The sequence below is a fragment of the Pseudomonas mandelii genome (assembly GCF_006438925.1).
In the GTDB taxonomy this organism is placed as follows: Bacteria; Pseudomonadota; Gammaproteobacteria; order Pseudomonadales; family Pseudomonadaceae; genus Aquipseudomonas; species Aquipseudomonas mandelii_C.
Genome location: NZ_RCZA01000009.1, coordinates 147,880 through 164,196, shown reverse-complemented (window position 1 = coordinate 164,196; position 16,317 = coordinate 147,880). Strand labels below are relative to the sequence as shown.

Sequence of the window (16,317 nt, the reverse complement as noted above, 5' to 3'; positions counted from 1 at the left end):
GATTTCATATGCGTGTTCCCTTTCGCTTGATTGGCGGTGTACTGGTCGCGACGTTGCTGACCCAGGTGACCGCTTGCGGATCGATTTTCTACCCTGACCGTCGTGGTCAGATTGACGGCAAGATCGACCCGGCCATCGCCGCGCTCGATGCCGTGGGCCTGCTGTTCTACATCATCCCTGGCCTGATCGCGTTTGCCGTGGACTTCGCCACTGGCGCGATTTACTACGCGCCGGGCGAGACCGCTCAGGTGGCCCCGGAAAAACTCAAGGAAGCCATCGGCGCCGACGGCAAGGTCGATAACCACAAGTTGCAGACTATTCTCGAAACCGAACTGGGCCGCAGTTTCCCACTGGATGACCCGCGCTTGATCCAGCACAAGGGCAGTGCGCAGCAACTGGCCATGTTCGGCCTGCAACCTGCCGCGTAATCCATGCACTTAAAGGAATAGCCGCACTTATGATCTCCAGCTCCGAACATGCCCGCCTGCTGCGGCTGGCGACCCGTGCCTCGGTGGCAGTGGCGTGCACGCTGATCGTCGCCAAAGCGATCGCCTGGTGGTTGAGCGGTTCGGTGAGCATGCTCGCCGGGTTGACCGACTCCGCGCTCGACGGCATCACCTCGCTGCTCAACCTGCTCGCGGTGCATTACGCCTTGCGTCCGGCCGACGATGATCACCGTTACGGGCACGGCAAGGCCGAGTCGCTGGCGGGCATGGCTCAGGCGCTGTTCATTGGCGGCAGTGCAGTGCTGATTGCCTTGCAGGCGATTGATCGACTGAAACACCCGGAACCGGTGGGGGCGCCGTGGATCAGTATCGGGGTGATTGTGTTTTCCCTGGTGCTGACCGTCGCCCTGCTGATGTTGCAACATCGGGTCGTCAAGGCCACCGGTTCCAACGCGGTGCGCGCCGACTCCCTGCATTACCGCTCGGACCTGCTGCTCAACGGCAGCATTCTGGTGGCGCTGATACTCGCCGGGTTTGGCTGGCATCAGGTCGACCCTTGGTTCGGTTTGGGGATCGCCGCCTACATTCTCTGGAGCGCGATTCAGATCGCACGGGAAGGTTTTACGGTGCTGATGGATGAAGAGCTGCCGTCGGACGTCAGCCAGCACATGCTCGAACTGGCCTGCAGCGTACCGGGAGTGTTGGGGGCGCACGACCTGCGTACGCGGGTTTCCGGCAACCAGTGGTTCGTGCAGTTGCACCTGGAATTGCCGGGGAATTTGACCCTGTCAGTCGCTCACGGCATCAGCGACCAAGCCGCCGATGCGATTCACGCGGCTTATCCGCGAGCCGAAGTGCTGGTGCACGCCGACCCGCAGGAAGTGGTGCTGGCAGACAGGACTCAGTAAGAAACCTGATAGCCGCGACTGCTCAGGCAGTTGCCCTGGGCCTGACGGTAGGCTTGCACCACCGACGGGTCCGGCTGGTAGGTGGCCGTGCGCGGATCGAAGCCACTCTGCTGCACCGCGTATTGATAGCACTCGTAACCGTCCTGGCTGACCTGCTCCGGCGACTGACCGTTGGCCGGATACGCCACCACGTCATAACCATTGCTGACCGGTTGCGGCTGCGGTTGTACGGGCGGCTCGACCACGACGTAATCCTGAGTGCTTTCCTGATAGGCGTAATAAGCACCGGCCGCCAGGAACAACAGCGCACCACCGATCCACACTTCACGCGCGTAATCGGGCAAGTAGCTGACGCGAATCCCGCGTGGTGGCTCAACCACCACGTAGCGCGGGCCTTGTGGGCGATACCAGTAGCCGCCGGAGTAGAAGTAGTCCTGACCACGGTACGGCACACGGTAATCACGGTCGGGGAAGCGATCGATCACATGACCGGGACGGTACTGCGGGCCCGGTCCCCAGCCATTACCATGCCCATCCGGGCGACCGGCCCAGCGATGGTCATCGGGACGCGGACCGTTGTTCTGCCAATGCTGGTTGTTATCGTTGCGTCGCGGCACGTCCTGATAGTAGCCACGCTGCGGCTGCTGGGTCTGGCGCACGGTGTCGGGCCGGCCCTGAATCGGCAGGTCATTGGCCGGTAGTTGCGGCGGTGGCGGCGGTGTTCGAACCGGATTGTTGTAGTCGTGCGGCGCACGGTTCTGCCGTTGTCCGTCGTTCTGATTCTGGCCGTTGTGCTCGAACTGGCGACTGTTGTCGCCACGAATGATGTCGTTATTCTGCGCACGCGGCTGGTTCTGCTGCGGATTGTTCTGCTGCGGATTGTTCTGCGGGCGCGGCTGGTTATTGCCGCCGTGGCCCTGATTGTTTCCCTGATGGCCATCCGAGCCGCGTTGCCCGCCATCGGGGCCACGGTTTTGCGGCTCATCTGCCAGCGATTGCGCAGTGACACTTACACACAGCAAACCAACACCGGCCAAACGCCAGATGCGCGACTTCATGCTTTTCCTCACTGCGGGTTAGGGCCTGTACGTAAGACTGGGAAAGCACAGGCCGGTTCTGCAACAGGTTATCAGTCGCGCAACTTATTTATTGAGGGACACTTTCCAAAGGCATGAAAAATCGCGGGCAAAAGAAAAGGGAGACCCGTCGGCCTCCCTTTGAGAACTTCGTCCGTGCTCGACGCTTTTGACGTCGGCTCACCTCACGCCGTCTTCTGGACAGTGTGTAGCTCGGGGGCCGGCTCATCCCCGGTGGGGGTGGCGACCGCAGCTGGCCTGATTGGGCGAGCCGCACTGGACTGTTTGTCCGAGCAGTGATTCTGGTGATAAGAATAGGCTCGCGGCGCCGGCAGAGGATTGCGAAGATTGCTCAAATAAACATCACTTGCGCAATTTTTAACCCTGGATAGATAATCCACCGCAATAGTTATGACAAAGGCCTGATTGATGAGCAAACTCGACCGATACGACCTGAGCATTTTGGCGGAATTGCAGCGTGACGCGCGCATCTCCAACCAGGAGCTGGCCGAACGCATCGGCCTGTCCCCTTCGCCATGCTCGCGGCGGGTCAAGCAGCTGGAAGATGACGGTTATATCTCCCGCCAGGTGGCTCTGCTGGACCGCAAGATGCTCGGTTTGAGCCTGACGGCTTACGTGTTGATCGGCATGGACCGCCATACCCCGGAGCGTTTCGAAAACTTCGAAGCGGCGATTCGTACGTTGCCGCAGGTGCTGGAATGCAGTTTGGTGACCGGGATGGATGCCGACTATCAGCTCAAGGTCGTTGTGCCGGACATGGACCATTATCAAAAATTGCTGCTGGGACACCTCACCCGGATTGAAGGGGTGACGAGTGTGCGGTCGAGTTTTGTGCTGAACCAGGTATTGAACAGTACTGAGCTGCCGCTGACTCATTTGCGTAGCTGAGACCCGCTTCTGCAGGAGCTGTCGAGTGAAACGAGGCTGCGATCTTTTGATCTTGTTCTTAAAAGCAAAATCAAAAGATCGCAGCCTCGTTTCACTCGACAGCTCCTACAAGAGCGAGCCCGGCGTCGATCAGGGCGACGAATGACTGCGACACACCGACGCAGGTCAATACTCCGCCAATTCCCCGTGGCGTATACTCCAGCGCCTTTTAGCCCCGCCCGCGCTGGAGATGTTCGATGGATCCTGCCGTATTCGAAGAGTGGATGATGACCGGACTGGTCAGCATTCTGATCATTTTCATGGGTTTCATCGTCTGGGATCTGGCGAAGAAGTCCAACGCCGGCCGCTTTGGCTCGTTCATCCTGTTCTTTGTACTCGGCCTGGGCGTGGCCGCGTTCGTGATCAAAAGTGTGGTCATCGGCCTGATTGAATCCGGCACGTTATAAACGCGCTGGCACTTCCTTCCACTGGCCCTGATCGAGCCCTTCGATCGTCCAGTCGCCGATTCTGACCCGCACCAGACGCAACGTCGGCAAGCCAACCGCCGCGGTCATGCGCCGTACCTGACGGTTTCGCCCTTCACGAATCACCAGCTCCAGCCAACTGGTCGGCACGCTTTTGCGAAAGCGTACGGGCGGGTTGCGTGGCCACAGTTCAGGTTCTTCAAGCTGCCGCGCTTCAGCCGGTAGCGTCATGCCATCGTTCAGCTCCACGCCATCGCGCAAACGCTGCAATTGCTCGGCACTCGGCTCGCCTTCCACCTGCACCCAATAGGTCTTCGCCAGTTTGTGTTTCGGGTCGGCGATCCGCGCCTGAAGCTGGCCATCGTTGGTCAGCAGCAGCAAACCTTCACTGTCGCGGTCCAGCCGTCCTGCCGGATAAATCCCGGGAATCTCGATGTAATCCTTGAGCGTCGCCCGCCCTTCGCCATCGCTGAATTGCGTCAGCACATCGAACGGCTTGTTGAACAGAATCAGCTTTGGCTCGGCCGGCGGCGCTTTGGCGACACGGCGCGGGGCTGAGGACGATGGCGCAGGTTTCACGCCAGGGCGGCGGGAAACGGGACGTTGAGGACGAGACATGGGAAAAGGAACATCTAACGGTCAGGGCTGCTAATGCTAGTGCCCTGACCGCTAAATGACCATGACAACTATTACCGGAACGGCGGCTCGTCGAAGCTGCGCAGTTTGCGCGAGTGCAACGAGTTGAGTTCGGTGCGCAACAGATCCACAGCCTCGATACCGATCTTCAAATGCTGGCTGACCGCGCGCTCATAGAAGGCGTTGGCCGAACCCGGCAGTTTGATTTCGCTGTGCAGCGGCTTGTCCGAAACACAGAGCAACGTGCCGTACGGAACCCGCAAGCGATAACCTTGCGCCGCGATGGTGCCGCTTTCCATGTCCACCGCCACGGCGCGAGACAGGTTGATCAGCGGACGTTCCTGCGCCCAGCGCAATTCCCAGTTTCGGTCGTCGTAAGTCAGCACCGTGCCGGTACGCAGGCGTTTTTTCAACTCGTCGCCCTTCTCACCGGTGATATTGGCCGCCGCTTGCTGCAACGCCATCTGCACTTCGGCCAGGGCCGGAATCGGAATATTCGGCGGCACGACCCGATCGAGAATCCCGTCGCGGCGCATGTAAGCGTGCGCCAGCACGTAATCGCCAATCGTCTGCGACTGACGCAAACCGCCACAGTGGCCGATCATCAGCCAGCAATGCGGACGCAGCACCGCCAGGTGGTCGGTGATGTTCTTGGCGTTGGACGGGCCGACGCCGATGTTCACCAGGGTCACACCGTGGCCGTCGCTGGCGATCAGGTGATAGGCCGGCATCTGGTAGCGGTGCCAGACCACGCCGGCGGCAATCGCCGAGGCTTCGCCGTGGTCCATGCTCTTTTCGATGATCACGTTGCCCGGCAAGACCATGCGCACGAAACGCGGATCGCTGCGCAACTGTTCCAGGCCATGGACGATGAACTGGTCAACGTAGCGGTGGTAGTTGGTCAGCAGAATCCATGGCTGCACATGACGCCAGTCGCTGCCGGTGTAATGCACCAGACGGCGCAGGGAGAAATCCACCCGCGCAGCGTCGAACAAGGCCAACGGCAGCGGGTCGGTGTTTTCCCAATCGTACAAACCGTCGGCGATGCCATCGGTCGCGGCAGACAGGTCGGTACTCGGGAACACCCGCGCCAGCACGGCAGCGGTGACGCCGGAGCCGGCCAGCTCATCGCCCTGCTCGACCACGTACGGATAAGGAATGTTTTGCTGGCTGATGCCGACTTCCACCGTGACGGTGAAGTCGTGCATCAGCGGCACCAGTTGTTCCAGCAAGTATTTACGGAAGGCCGCGGGATGAGTGACGGTGACGCTGTAGGTCCCTGGCAACTGAACCTTGGCGTAGGCGCGAGTAGTCTGTGGGACTTCGCCCTGGCAAAGGTAGGTCAGACGCAGTTCGGGATAACGAAACATCGCACGCTGTTCGGCGTCCGGTTCCACTCGATCCTTGAGATAACGCTTGAGCGCCTGGTTCAGCGCGGTGGTTGCACGATTGTGCAAGAGCGCAAGCCGGTCCACGGCTTGCTCGGCGGTTTGAACGACAATAAAAGCTTCGGTCACGATCAGCATCCTGTGTTCTGACTTGCAGGCCTTCATCTTGCCTGTATCGTCGCTTCACGGGAACAGCGGTTGCTACACAAATGCCAAGTCCACCCTAGATCCAATGTGGGAGCGAGCCTGCTCGCGATAGCGGTATGAAAGTCGACATAACTGTTGAATGTTGAACAGTCATCGCGAGCAGGCTCGCTCCCACAGTGGATCGGTGTCGATCATAGAAGTGGCGTAGACCTCGCAACAATCGCCTCCACCTCCAGCCCACGTGGCAACGCGCCATACACCCGACCAGCGGAACCGAGGCGGCTGGCGATGAAAGCATCACTGACGGCCGCGTTGCCCGCCTCCAGCAACAGCTTGGCCTGAAGGCCCAAGGCGATGTCTTCGGTGAGCTGACGGGCGCGGTATTGAATGTCGCTGGTGTCTTTGAAGGCCGCCTGCAATTGAGTGATGTGTGCAGCCAGGCGTTTGTCGCCATGACCATCGCCCAATTCGCTGAACAGTACGTCGAGCACACCAGGTTCCTTGGACAACGCTCGCAACACGTCGAGGCATTGCACGTTGCCGGAACCTTCCCACGTCGAATTGACCGGTGCCTCACGGTACAACCGCGGCAGGATGCTGTCTTCGACATAACCGGCGCCGCCCATGCATTCGGCGGCCTCGTTGATCATCCCGGGCGCGCGTTTGCAGATCCAGTACTTGCCTACCGCCGTGACCAGCCGCGCGAATTTGGCTTCATGGACGTCATCCAGATGATCCAGCGCCTGGCCCATGCGCAGGCTCAAGGCCAGGGCGGCTTCGCTTTCCAGGGCCAGGTCGGCCAGTACGTTCTGCATCAAGGGTTGTTCCCTGAGCAATTTGCCGCCGACCTTGCGGTGAGCGCAGTGATGGCTGGCCTGGGTCAGGGCCTGGCGCATCAGCGAACTGGAGCCGACCATGCAATCGAAGCGGGTCATGGCGACCATTTCGATGATGGTCGGAACGCCCCGTCCCTCCTCGCCGACCATCCACGCCAGCGCACCACGGAACTCCACTTCGCTGGACGCGTTGGAGCAATTGCCGAGTTTGTTCTTCAGGCGCTGTATGTAGAACTGATTGCGCGTGTCGTCCGGGCGATGGCGCGGCAGCAGGAAACAGGTCAACCCCTTGTCAGTCTGGGCCAGGGTCAGGAACGCATCGCACATCGGCGCGGAACAGAACCACTTGTGGCCCACCAGTTCATACGCCTGGCCCGGACCACTGGCGCCGACCGGATAAGCCTTGGTGGTGTTGGCCCGCACGTCGGTGCCGCCCTGTTTCTCGGTCATGGCCATGCCGATGGTGACCCCAGCCTTGTGGGCCATGCCGACGTTGCGCGGGTCGTATTCGGTAGAGAGGATTTTCGGCAGCCACTGCTCCGCCAGATCCGCTTGCAGGCGCATCGCCGGGACGCTGGCGAAGGTCATGGTCAGCGGGCAACCACTACCGGCCTCGGCCTGGCTGTGCAGGTAGGTCATGGAAGCGCGGGCGACGTGGGCGCCGGGCTGCGGATGCGCCCAAGGCAATGAGGTCAGACCGTGTTCGACCGCCGTGCGCATCAGTTCGTGATAGGCCGGGTGAAACTCCACCAGGTCGATGCGATGGCCGTAACGGTCATGGCTGCTGAAAATCGGCTTGTTCTGATTGGCCAGGAACCCCGCTTCCATCAGCGGCCCGCCGGCCAGTGCGCCGTAAGCGTCGATCCGCGACTCGGCCCAGCCGGCCCCGAAACGCCGCGACCACTCCTGCAACGGCAGGTCGATGCGATACAGGTTGGCGCCGTCCAGCGACGGTGGCTGGTTGGTGACTTCGTGGGTTTCGGCGAACTGATGCAGGTTCATGACGGGGCTCCTTTGGTCAGCCAAGGGACTTCAGTTAAGCACCGCCCCCCGGCCGAACAAAGTGTCATATCCGCCTAACTGTCGGCGCTTTCGCCTTGCCTTGGGCACAGCACCCGGCGATAGAGCGCTGCCTGCAGGTCCTCGAATTTCACCGGTTTGTTCAGATAATCGATCAAGGCACCGGTCGGGCAGCGCTCCCGATCAATGCTCAAGGCAATCACGAATACCGGCAGTTCGGCGCAGCCCGGCAACGCGCGGATCTGGCAACAGAGGGACGTGCCGTCCAGCGGTGGAAGCTGCCAGTCGAGCAATACCGCATCGAAGGTTTCGCGCTGCAAGTGATCGAGCGCGGTAGCCCCGTTGTCGACGGAACGCACCCGAAACCCCAGCTTGAGCAACATGCCGCGCATCACCAACTGATTGATGCTGTTGTCATCAACCAGCAGGACGGTGCAGTCCTGAGGCAGTCGCAGGCGAGGAAACTCCCGGTTCATCAAGGGCACTGGCGGCCGCTCCACCACGGGCAGTTCGAACTCGACGTCGAGCTGGAAGCGGCTGCCACGACCAGGCTCGGAGCGGTGGGTCAGTTTTCCACCGAGCAATTCGACCAGTTGCCGACAGATCGCCAGGCCGACGCCCAGACCGCCGTATTCACGGGTCATCGAGCCATCGAGCTGGAAGAACCGCTGATACAGTGTCGCCTCCCCCAGATCGGTGAAGCCGATGCCGGTGTCGATCACCGCAAAGGACAGCGCCAGTCGGTTGGGCGCCACGGGTTTACCCGTCACCCGCAGCGCCAGTCCCCCAATCCGAGTGAACTTGATCGCGTTATCCAGCAGGCATTCCAGGCATTGCGCCAACTTGGCGCTGTCGCCGTGCAAGCGATCCGGCAGTCCCGGCGTGACCTCGACTTTGAAGTCCAGCGACTTGCTCAACGCGTTGCCCTCGAACTGCAGGCGCAAAGCCTCGACCACGCCGCGCAAACTGAAAACGGCCGGATAGGTCTTGAGCTTGCCGGCCTGCAACTCCGTCAGGGTGAGGATGCCGTTGACCATGCGCATCATGTCTCGCGCGGAACCGGCGGCCGTTTGCTGATATTGCTCCAGCTCCGGGTCCATCTCGACGGTCTGCATCAGCTCAAGCGAACCGATCACACCGTTCATGGGCGTGCGCAGTTCGTGGGTCAGGGTGGCGAGGAATTCGTCCTTGAGCTTGTTACTGCGAGCCAGTTGCTGGTTCAGCACTTCAAGCGTTTGACCGGCATCGAACAGGGTCTGTGCCTGTTGCTCGCGCATGGCGTTAATGCGATCGGCCAGTGCCAGGGACAGCAGCGCCACTTCAATCGCCGAACCGATCTGGCTGGAATACATGGTCAGGAACACGTTTGGCAGGTAACCCAGCACCATCAGGGTGTTGACGATGCCGCCGAGTAAAAACGCCGACCAGGCAATAATGAAATAACGCGCCACTCGCAGGCCACGCAGCCAGGCGAAAATCCCTGCGGCAAAAATCACTACGGTGAAAGTCAGTGCCAGCGCCGTCGCCAAGCGCAGGGCCAGGGCGTAACTGGTCATCAACGACAACCCGACAACCACCGCGCTAAACGTAATCAACGCCATCAGCAAGCGGTCGAGCCAACGACCATGGGTTGCCGTCTGCAAGAAGCTGCGCGCGAACTGGCTGCCGAACAGTCCTGCGCAACCGATGAAAAAAGGCGTCGCAGCGTTGGCCCACCAGGGATTGTTCGGCCAGAAATACTCCACGGCCGCGCCGTTCACCGACAACTGATACAAGCCGAACGAAGCGATATAGAAGATGTAATAGAGGTAGCTGGTATCGCGCACGCTGAGATAGATGAACAGGTTGTACACCAGCATTCCCAGCAACACGCCGTAGATCAGCCCCAGCACATACAGTCGGGCCGGCTGATCTTCCAGGTAGGCAGTGCTCGACCACAACGTGACCGGCGCCTGGATCGACCCTTCACTCTGCAGGCGCAGGTACAGGGTTTGCGCTTGATCAGGGGTGAAGCTCAGATTGAACAGGTAGTTGTTCTGGCGGATCTCGCGACTGTCGAACGGCAAGGCATCGCCGGTCTGACGTGCCAGTTGATAGCCACCCGCCGCATCGGGCAAATAGAGATCAATGTGATCAAGGGGCGGATAGGCCAGTTCCAGTAACCAGGTGCGTTGCACCGTGGGGTTGTTCGGGCGGTAACGCAGGTCGATTTTCAGCCAGAACACTGAACGCGAGTAACCGGCGTTGAGGGTGGCTTTGTCGTGGGGTTTGAAGTTTCCGACCGCGGCTTGTGCACGGACATCGGCAATGGTCGCCTGACCGCCCACGTCTTCGAACACTTGCAAGGTTCGGCCCAGGGGAAGGCTTTGAGTGAATTCGTCGAATTCGACTGCACTCGCCATGAGGGGCAAGCACAACAGCAACATCAGCAAATAGCGCATTTAAGCCCCAGCGTGGCCTGTCCGGTTATCTCAGGAAGCCCCTCATTCCTTTTGAGTAGACGTAAAACCGGTATTACCTGTTATTGGTTTGGATCCACTCTAGCATAGCCGTTGGTGGCCATTGAACACCATTGAAATTTTTCCTACAAAGGCTCTAGCACGGGCGTTCCAGCTCCATGCATTGGACTAGAGCTGTTTGCCCAGTCAAATTGTGACAATGCCCTATTCCCTGTAGCAGCTGGCGAAGCCTGCGTTCAGCTGCGTAGCAGTCGTGAAGTCAGTCGCTGTGGTGTATCAGGCAGACCGAGTGTTCAGTTTTTACGACTGCTGCGCAGCCGAACGCAGCCTTCGGCAGCTGCTACATGGGCCCGCGTCATGACTCGCTGGGGGCACCCGAAAAACGATGTTTGGTGGTAAGCTCGCGCACCATGAATATCTACAGCTCTCGCCCCGTTGTCCTCTGTCTCTCCGGCCACGACCCAAGTGGTGGCGCCGGCTTGCAGGCAGATATCGAAGCCCTGCTCGCTCAGGGTTGTCATGCGGCCCCGGCCGTCACCGCCCTGACCGTGCAAGACACGGTCAATGTCACTGACTTCCGCGTCCTCGACCGTGAGTGGGTGTTGGCCCAGGCCAATGCCGTGCTCAACGACTCGACGGTCGCGGCGGTGAAACTGGGCATGCTCGGTTCCCTGGAAATGGTCGACACCGTGGTCGAACTGTTGTCGGCGCACCCGCATTTGCCGGTGGTCTGCGACCCGGTGCTGCGCGCCGGTGGCGGCGGACGCCTGGGCAAGGACGAAGTCGGCTACGCCATGCGCGAGCGCCTGCTGCCTCTGTCGATCATCGCCACCCCAAACCTTCCCGAAGCCCGCATCCTCGCCGAACTGCCCGAAGGCACCGCGGACGAGTGCGCTGAAAAACTCCTGCCGTTCGTCAAACACCTGCTGATCACTGGCGGCCATGGCGATGAACACGAAATCCACAATCGCCTGTACAGCCGCGACGGTCATCGCGAAACCTTCACCTGCCAGCGCTTGCCCGGCAGTTATCACGGCTCCGGTTGCACGCTGGCCAGTGCCCTCGCCGGTCGTCTGGCCCTTGGCGAAAGTCTCGCCAGTGCCGTGCAGACCGCGCTTAACTACACGTGGCGCACCCTGCGTGATGCGGAGCAGTTGGGCAAAGGCCAGTTCGTGCCGCGCCGCCTGCCGCTGGATTTCTGTTCGTAACTGTCCATGCGTAAAGCAAAAAGGATTGCCCGATGAAGCTACGTGGCCTGTACGCCATTACCGATAGCCAGCTGCTGGCAGGTAAATTTCTTTCGTACGTGGAGGCGGCGCTGGAAGGCGGCGTCACCCTGCTGCAATACCGCGACAAGAGCAGCGACGAGGCCCGCCGTCTGCGCGAGGCCGAAGCCTTGCGCGATCTGTGTGAACGCTACAAGACCCAGCTGATCATCAACGACGATGCCGAACTCGCTGCACGCCTGAACGTCGGCGTGCACCTGGGCCAGACCGATGGCCCGCTGATGCCGGTTCGGGCACTGCTCGGCCGCCAGGCGATCATCGGCTCGACCTGCCACGCGCAACTCGAACTCGCCGAGCAAGCGGCCAAGGAAGGCGCCAGTTACGTCGCCTTCGGTCGTTTCTTCAATTCCAACACCAAACCCGGCGCACCGACTTGCAGCCTCGAATTGCTCGACCAGGCCCGCAGCAAACTGCACCTGCCGATCTGCGCGATTGGCGGCATCACCCTGGAAAACGCTGCGCCACTGGTGGCCCACGGGGTCGATCTGCTGGCGGTGGTTCATGGTCTGTTTGGCGCCGAGAGCACGGCTGAAGTGACACGCCGCGCCCGCGCATTCAACGAATTACTAAAAATCTGATTTGAGAGCCCGATCATGTCTCGTTCCGAAACGCTGTTTGCCAATGCCCAGAAACACATTCCCGGTGGCGTGAACTCGCCTGTTCGCGCATTCAAAAGCGTGGGCGGCACGCCGTTGTTCTTCAAACACGCGGAAGGCGCCTACGTCACCGACGAAGACAACAAGCGTTATGTGGATTACGTCGGTTCCTGGGGGCCGATGATTCTCGGCCACAGCCACCCGGACGTGCTGGACGCCGTGCGCAAACAGCTTGAGCACGGATTGTCCTACGGCGCGCCGACCGAGATGGAAACCCAGATGGCTGATCTGGTCTGCTCGATCGTGCCGTCGATGGAAATGGTGCGCATGGTCAGCTCCGGCACCGAAGCAACCATGAGTGCTATCCGTCTGGCCCGTGGCTTCACCGGCCGCGACAGCATCATCAAGTTCGAAGGCTGCTACCACGGTCACTCCGACAGCCTGCTGGTCAAGGCCGGTTCCGGCGCCCTGACCCAAGGCGTGCCGAGCTCGGCCGGTGTGCCGGCGGCCTTCGCCAAGCACACCCTGACCCTGCCGTTCAACGACATCGACTCCGTAGCAACCATGCTCGATGAAGTCGGCCAGGACGTGGCGTGCATCATCGTCGAGCCAGTGGCCGGCAACATGAACTGCGTACCGCCAGCGCCAGGTTTCCTCGAAGGCCTGCGCACCCTGTGCGACAAGCATGGCGTGGTGCTGATTTTCGACGAAGTGATGACCGGTTTCCGTGTCGCCCTTGGCGGTGCACAAGCCCACTACGGCGTGACGCCAGACCTGACCACCTTCGGCAAAATCATCGGTGGCGGCATGCCGGTTGGCTGCTTCGGCGGTAAACGCAAGATCATGGAGTGCATCGCGCCATTGGGCCCGGTCTATCAGGCAGGCACATTGTCGGGCAACCCGCTGGCCATGGCGGCCGGCCTGACGACCCTGCGCCTGATCAGCCGCCCGGGCTTCCACGCAGAGTTGACTGACTACACCAGTCGCCTGCTCGATGGCCTGCAACAACGCGCGGATGCCGCGGGCATTCCGTTCGTGACCACACAGGCCGGCGGCATGTTCGGTCTGTACTTCAGCGGTGCCGACGACATCGTGACCTTCGATGACGTGATGGCCAGCGACGCCGCCCTGTTCGGGCGCTTCTTCCACCTGATGCTCGAAGGCGGCGTGTACCTGGCGCCGAGCGCCTTCGAAGCCGGCTTCACCTCGATCGCCCACGGCGAAACCGAACTGAAACTGACGCTGGATGCCGCCGAGCGCGCATTTGCTGCATTGAAATAACACTGTGCCGCTGACGTTGGCGGTTGCCAGCGTCAGCTTTTACCTGCATTCCAGCCCTTATTCCTACGCTTCTGCTCAAAATCCCCAGCAAAGTGGGCGATATATTCCCCGCGCAGCAGAAAAACGAGTAAAGACTTTGTAAGGTTGGCCCTGCTTATTTCATAATGCGCGCTTATTGGATCCCTCGATGGGTCCGCGCGCCCTTCAGAGGTAAGTCGATTCCCATGAACCGCACCGGCCGCGCCCTTGCCTTGGGCTGCCTGTTGCTCCTTCAGCCCCTGCTCGCGCTCGCACAAGCAGGCGGCAACTCGTTGTTAATCCCAGCGATGGGTCGTTGCACCCTCAATACTCAGCCGCAAGACCTGGCACAGGCTCTCGCCGCCTGCCAGAAAGCGTCGGATGAAGGGGATGCGCAAGCGCAATACGAGTTGGGTGAGTTCTACTACGACGGCAAAAATACGCCGCGCGACCTCAAAAAAGCCTTGGCCTACTTCGAAAAGGCCTCGCTGCAAGGCCACGCCCAGGCGCAGTTCAAACTCGGCACCATGTTCTTCCACGGCGAAGGCGTACCGGCCAATAACGTTCAGGCGTATATCGTGCTGAAAATGGCTGCGGTCAATGGCGCTGAAGAAGCATTGGACACCGCCGACGAAGTCGCCGAGAAAATGCCCCGCGAAGAACTGGAAGTCGCTACCCAGGTGTTGGGGCAAATCTTCCGTAAATATCTGATGGAATTGCAGAGCGCCGATGGGCGTACGCCGTTCTCGCCCCTGCCCTGAATCCTGCGTCAATCTTACTGGCCCCTTCGCGAGCAGGCTCGCTCCCACATTTGATCTTTGTGAACACAATATTTGTGAACGCCAGAGATTCACTGTGGGAGCGAGCCTGCTCGCGAAGGGGGGCGACTCGGTCTTGAGGCTTACTTCTCAGGCATCGGCATCGGAAACGGCATGACATTGCCGACCGCGCCGCGGGCTTCGCTGATTTTCGGCGTACCAAGGCGCTCGACCTCGTCGATCCGCACGATCGAATGCATCGGCACAAAGCTGCGCACAACGCCTTCGAACTGAGCCTTGAGCTTCTCTTCGCTCGGATCGACGACCACTTGCGTGCGCTCGCCAAAGACGAACTCTTCCACTTCCAGGAAGCCCCACAGATCACTTTGATAGATCTGCTTGGCATACATTTCGTACACCTGGCCCTGGTTGAGGAAAATCACCTTGTAGATTGGAGCTTCACGTTTGGTCATGGTGGGCGAGCAACACATCGGGGATAAAAATGAGGGCGCGAACTATAGCATAGCCACCGGACGCACAGCGGTAGGAACCTTGGGTCATGTTCCCTATAATGCGCGGTTCTTTGAATCACGTGATGACTCTGTCCATGGCCAAGAAGCTTTACATCGAAACCCACGGTTGCCAGATGAACGAGTACGACAGCTCGCGCATGGTTGATCTGCTGGGTGAACATCAAGCCCTGGAAGTCACCGCTCGCGCTGAAGATGCCGACGTGATCCTGCTCAATACCTGTTCGATCCGCGAACGCGCCCAGGACCGTGTGTACTCCCAACTGGGCCGCTGGCGCGAACTGAAACTGGCCAACCCGGACATGGTCATCGCCGTCGGCGGTTGCGTGGCCAGCCAGGAAGGCGCTGCCATTCGCGACCGCGCCCCTTACGTGGACGTGGTCTTCGGTCCGCAAACCCTGCACCGCCTGCCGGAAATGATCGACGCCGCCCGCGCTACCAAGTTGCCGCAAGTCGACGTCTCGTTTCCGGAAATCGAAAAATTCGACCACTTGCCCGAGCCGCGCATCGATGGCCCAAGCGCCTACGTGTCGGTCATGGAAGGCTGCAGCAAGTACTGCACCTTCTGCGTGGTGCCTTACACCCGTGGTGAAGAAGTCAGCCGACCCTTCGATGACGTGATCGCCGAGATCATGCACCTGGCCGAAAACGGCGTGCGCGAAGTGACCCTGCTGGGGCAGAACGTCAATGGCTATCGCGGGACCACTCATGATGGTCGTTTGGCTGACCTGGCCGAGCTGATCCGGGTGGTGGCCGCCGTCGATGGCATCGACCGCATCCGTTACACCACCTCACACCCGCTGGAGTTCTCCGACAGCCTGATCCAGGCCCACGCCGACGTGCCGGAACTGGTCAAACACCTGCACTTGCCGGTGCAGTCGGGCTCGGACCGAATCCTGGCGGCGATGAAACGCAACCACACCGCGCTGGAATACAAATCCAAACTGCGCAAGCTGCGTGCCGCCGTGCCGGGGATCTGCATCAGTTCGGACTTCATCGTCGGCTTCCCGGGCGAGACCGAAAAAGACTTTGAACAGACCATGAAGCTGATCGAAGACGTCGGTTTCGACTTCTCCTACTCGTTCGTCTATAGCCAGCGCCCGGGCACTCCAGCCGCCGATCTGGCCGACGAAACGCCGGAAGCGCTGAAAAAAGAACGCCTGAACGCCCTACAACATCGCCTGAACCAGCAAGGTTTCGAGATCAGCCGACAAATGGTAGGTTCGATCCAGCGGATCCTGGTGACCGATTATTCGAAAAAAGACCCCGGCGAACTGCAAGGCCGGACCGAGAATAACCGCATCGTCAATTTCCGCTGCGACAATCCGACGTTGATTGGTCAGTTCGCCGATGTGCATATCGACGCCGCACAACCGCACTCGCTGCGGGGCTCGCTCATTACGCAATACTAAATATCCCCCTGTGGGAGCGAGCCTGCTCGCGAAGGCGGCGTGTCAGCTGCATTAATGTCGACTGACATGCCCTCTTCGCGAGCAGGCTCGCTCCCACAAGGAACGGTGTTTGGTGCTGGATTATTTAAGAGCTTTCGCACCCAGGCC

General features: G+C 60.3%; 15 protein-coding genes. 9 read left to right on the top strand and 6 right to left on the bottom strand.

The window, feature by feature from the left end; all coding sequences use genetic code 11:
- The first annotated feature begins 8 nt into the window (after positions 1–8).
- Both EAH74_RS21450 and EAH74_RS21445 read left to right on the top strand, forming a co-directional pair.
- Positions 9–428 carry a hypothetical protein gene (locus EAH74_RS21450; protein WP_008152885.1) on the top strand — a complete coding sequence of 140 codons (420 nt, stop codon included), beginning with the start codon at positions 9–11 and terminating at the stop codon, positions 426–428.
- Positions 429–457: 29 nt separating this feature from the next.
- Positions 458–1,354: a cation diffusion facilitator family transporter gene (locus tag EAH74_RS21445; protein WP_140680917.1), complete on the top strand. Its 897-nt coding sequence runs from the start codon at positions 458–460 to the stop codon at positions 1,352–1,354.
- Here the strand turns inward: EAH74_RS21445 and EAH74_RS21440 are convergent.
- Positions 1,348–2,412: a DUF6515 family protein gene (locus EAH74_RS21440; RefSeq protein ID WP_140680915.1), complete on the bottom strand. Its 1,065-nt coding sequence runs from the start codon at positions 2,410–2,412 to the stop codon at positions 1,348–1,350. The genes EAH74_RS21445 and EAH74_RS21440 overlap by 7 nt on opposite strands.
- Before the next feature lie 447 nt (positions 2,413–2,859).
- On the opposite strand from EAH74_RS21440, the gene EAH74_RS21435 reads away from it, so the two are divergent.
- Positions 2,860–3,339 (top strand): Lrp/AsnC family transcriptional regulator, encoded by a 480-nt coding sequence (locus EAH74_RS21435; RefSeq protein WP_007937367.1) that lies wholly within the window; start codon positions 2,860–2,862, stop codon positions 3,337–3,339.
- Between the two features lie 236 nt (positions 3,340–3,575).
- Positions 3,576–3,785 (top strand): DUF2788 domain-containing protein, encoded by a 210-nt coding sequence (locus tag EAH74_RS21430; RefSeq protein WP_123367715.1) that lies wholly within the window; start codon positions 3,576–3,578, stop codon positions 3,783–3,785.
- Here EAH74_RS21430 and EAH74_RS21425 read toward each other — a convergent pair.
- The 4 genes from EAH74_RS21425 to EAH74_RS21410 all read right to left on the bottom strand — a co-directional run bounded on the left by EAH74_RS21425 (position 3,780) and on the right by EAH74_RS21410 (position 10,271).
- Positions 3,780–4,421: a pseudouridine synthase gene (locus tag EAH74_RS21425; RefSeq protein WP_140680913.1), complete on the bottom strand. Its 642-nt coding sequence runs from the start codon at positions 4,419–4,421 to the stop codon at positions 3,780–3,782. The two genes, EAH74_RS21430 and EAH74_RS21425, sit on opposite strands and share 6 nt — an antisense overlap.
- A gap of 71 nt (positions 4,422–4,492) precedes the next feature.
- The gene (gene amn / locus EAH74_RS21420; RefSeq protein ID WP_178082220.1) at positions 4,493–5,992 is read right to left on the bottom strand and encodes an AMP nucleosidase; all 1,500 of its coding nucleotides are present in this window, start codon (positions 5,990–5,992) and stop codon (positions 4,493–4,495) included.
- A gap of 173 nt (positions 5,993–6,165) precedes the next feature.
- Positions 6,166–7,812 (bottom strand): acyl-CoA dehydrogenase family protein, encoded by a 1,647-nt coding sequence (locus tag EAH74_RS21415; RefSeq protein ID WP_140680911.1) that lies wholly within the window; start codon positions 7,810–7,812, stop codon positions 6,166–6,168.
- Positions 7,813–7,886: 74 nt separating this feature from the next.
- Positions 7,887–10,271 carry a hybrid sensor histidine kinase/response regulator gene (locus EAH74_RS21410; RefSeq protein ID WP_140680909.1) on the bottom strand — a complete coding sequence of 795 codons (2,385 nt, stop codon included), beginning with the start codon at positions 10,269–10,271 and terminating at the stop codon, positions 7,887–7,889.
- 428 nt (positions 10,272–10,699) lie between these two features.
- On the opposite strand from EAH74_RS21410, the gene EAH74_RS21405 reads away from it, so the two are divergent.
- The 4 genes from EAH74_RS21405 to EAH74_RS21390 all read left to right on the top strand — a co-directional run bounded on the left by EAH74_RS21405 (position 10,700) and on the right by EAH74_RS21390 (position 14,231).
- Positions 10,700–11,497 carry a hydroxymethylpyrimidine/phosphomethylpyrimidine kinase gene (locus EAH74_RS21405; RefSeq protein ID WP_140680907.1) on the top strand — a complete coding sequence of 266 codons (798 nt, stop codon included), beginning with the start codon at positions 10,700–10,702 and terminating at the stop codon, positions 11,495–11,497.
- A 32-nt stretch (positions 11,498–11,529) separates the two neighbouring features.
- Entirely contained in the window at positions 11,530–12,153 is a 624-nt protein-coding gene (gene thiE / locus EAH74_RS21400; protein WP_140680905.1) for a thiamine phosphate synthase, read from the top strand.
- A gap of 15 nt (positions 12,154–12,168) precedes the next feature.
- Positions 12,169–13,452, top strand: coding sequence for a glutamate-1-semialdehyde 2,1-aminomutase (gene hemL, locus EAH74_RS21395; RefSeq protein ID WP_140680903.1), 1,284 nt, complete (start codon positions 12,169–12,171; stop codon positions 13,450–13,452).
- Between the two features lie 224 nt (positions 13,453–13,676).
- Positions 13,677–14,231: a tetratricopeptide repeat protein gene (locus EAH74_RS21390; RefSeq protein WP_046048719.1), complete on the top strand. Its 555-nt coding sequence runs from the start codon at positions 13,677–13,679 to the stop codon at positions 14,229–14,231.
- Between the two features lie 140 nt (positions 14,232–14,371).
- On the opposite strand, the gene EAH74_RS21385 is transcribed toward EAH74_RS21390, so the two are convergent.
- A complete protein-coding gene (locus tag EAH74_RS21385; RefSeq protein WP_007894425.1) occupies positions 14,372–14,701 on the bottom strand; it encodes a DUF1820 family protein in 330 nt (109 codons plus the stop codon).
- A 134-nt stretch (positions 14,702–14,835) separates the two neighbouring features.
- Here EAH74_RS21385 and miaB point away from each other — a divergent pair, with 134 nt between their 5' ends.
- Entirely contained in the window at positions 14,836–16,170 is a 1,335-nt protein-coding gene (miaB, locus tag EAH74_RS21380; RefSeq protein WP_161990840.1) for a tRNA (N6-isopentenyl adenosine(37)-C2)-methylthiotransferase MiaB, read from the top strand.
- Positions 16,171–16,317: the final 147 nt, after the last annotated feature.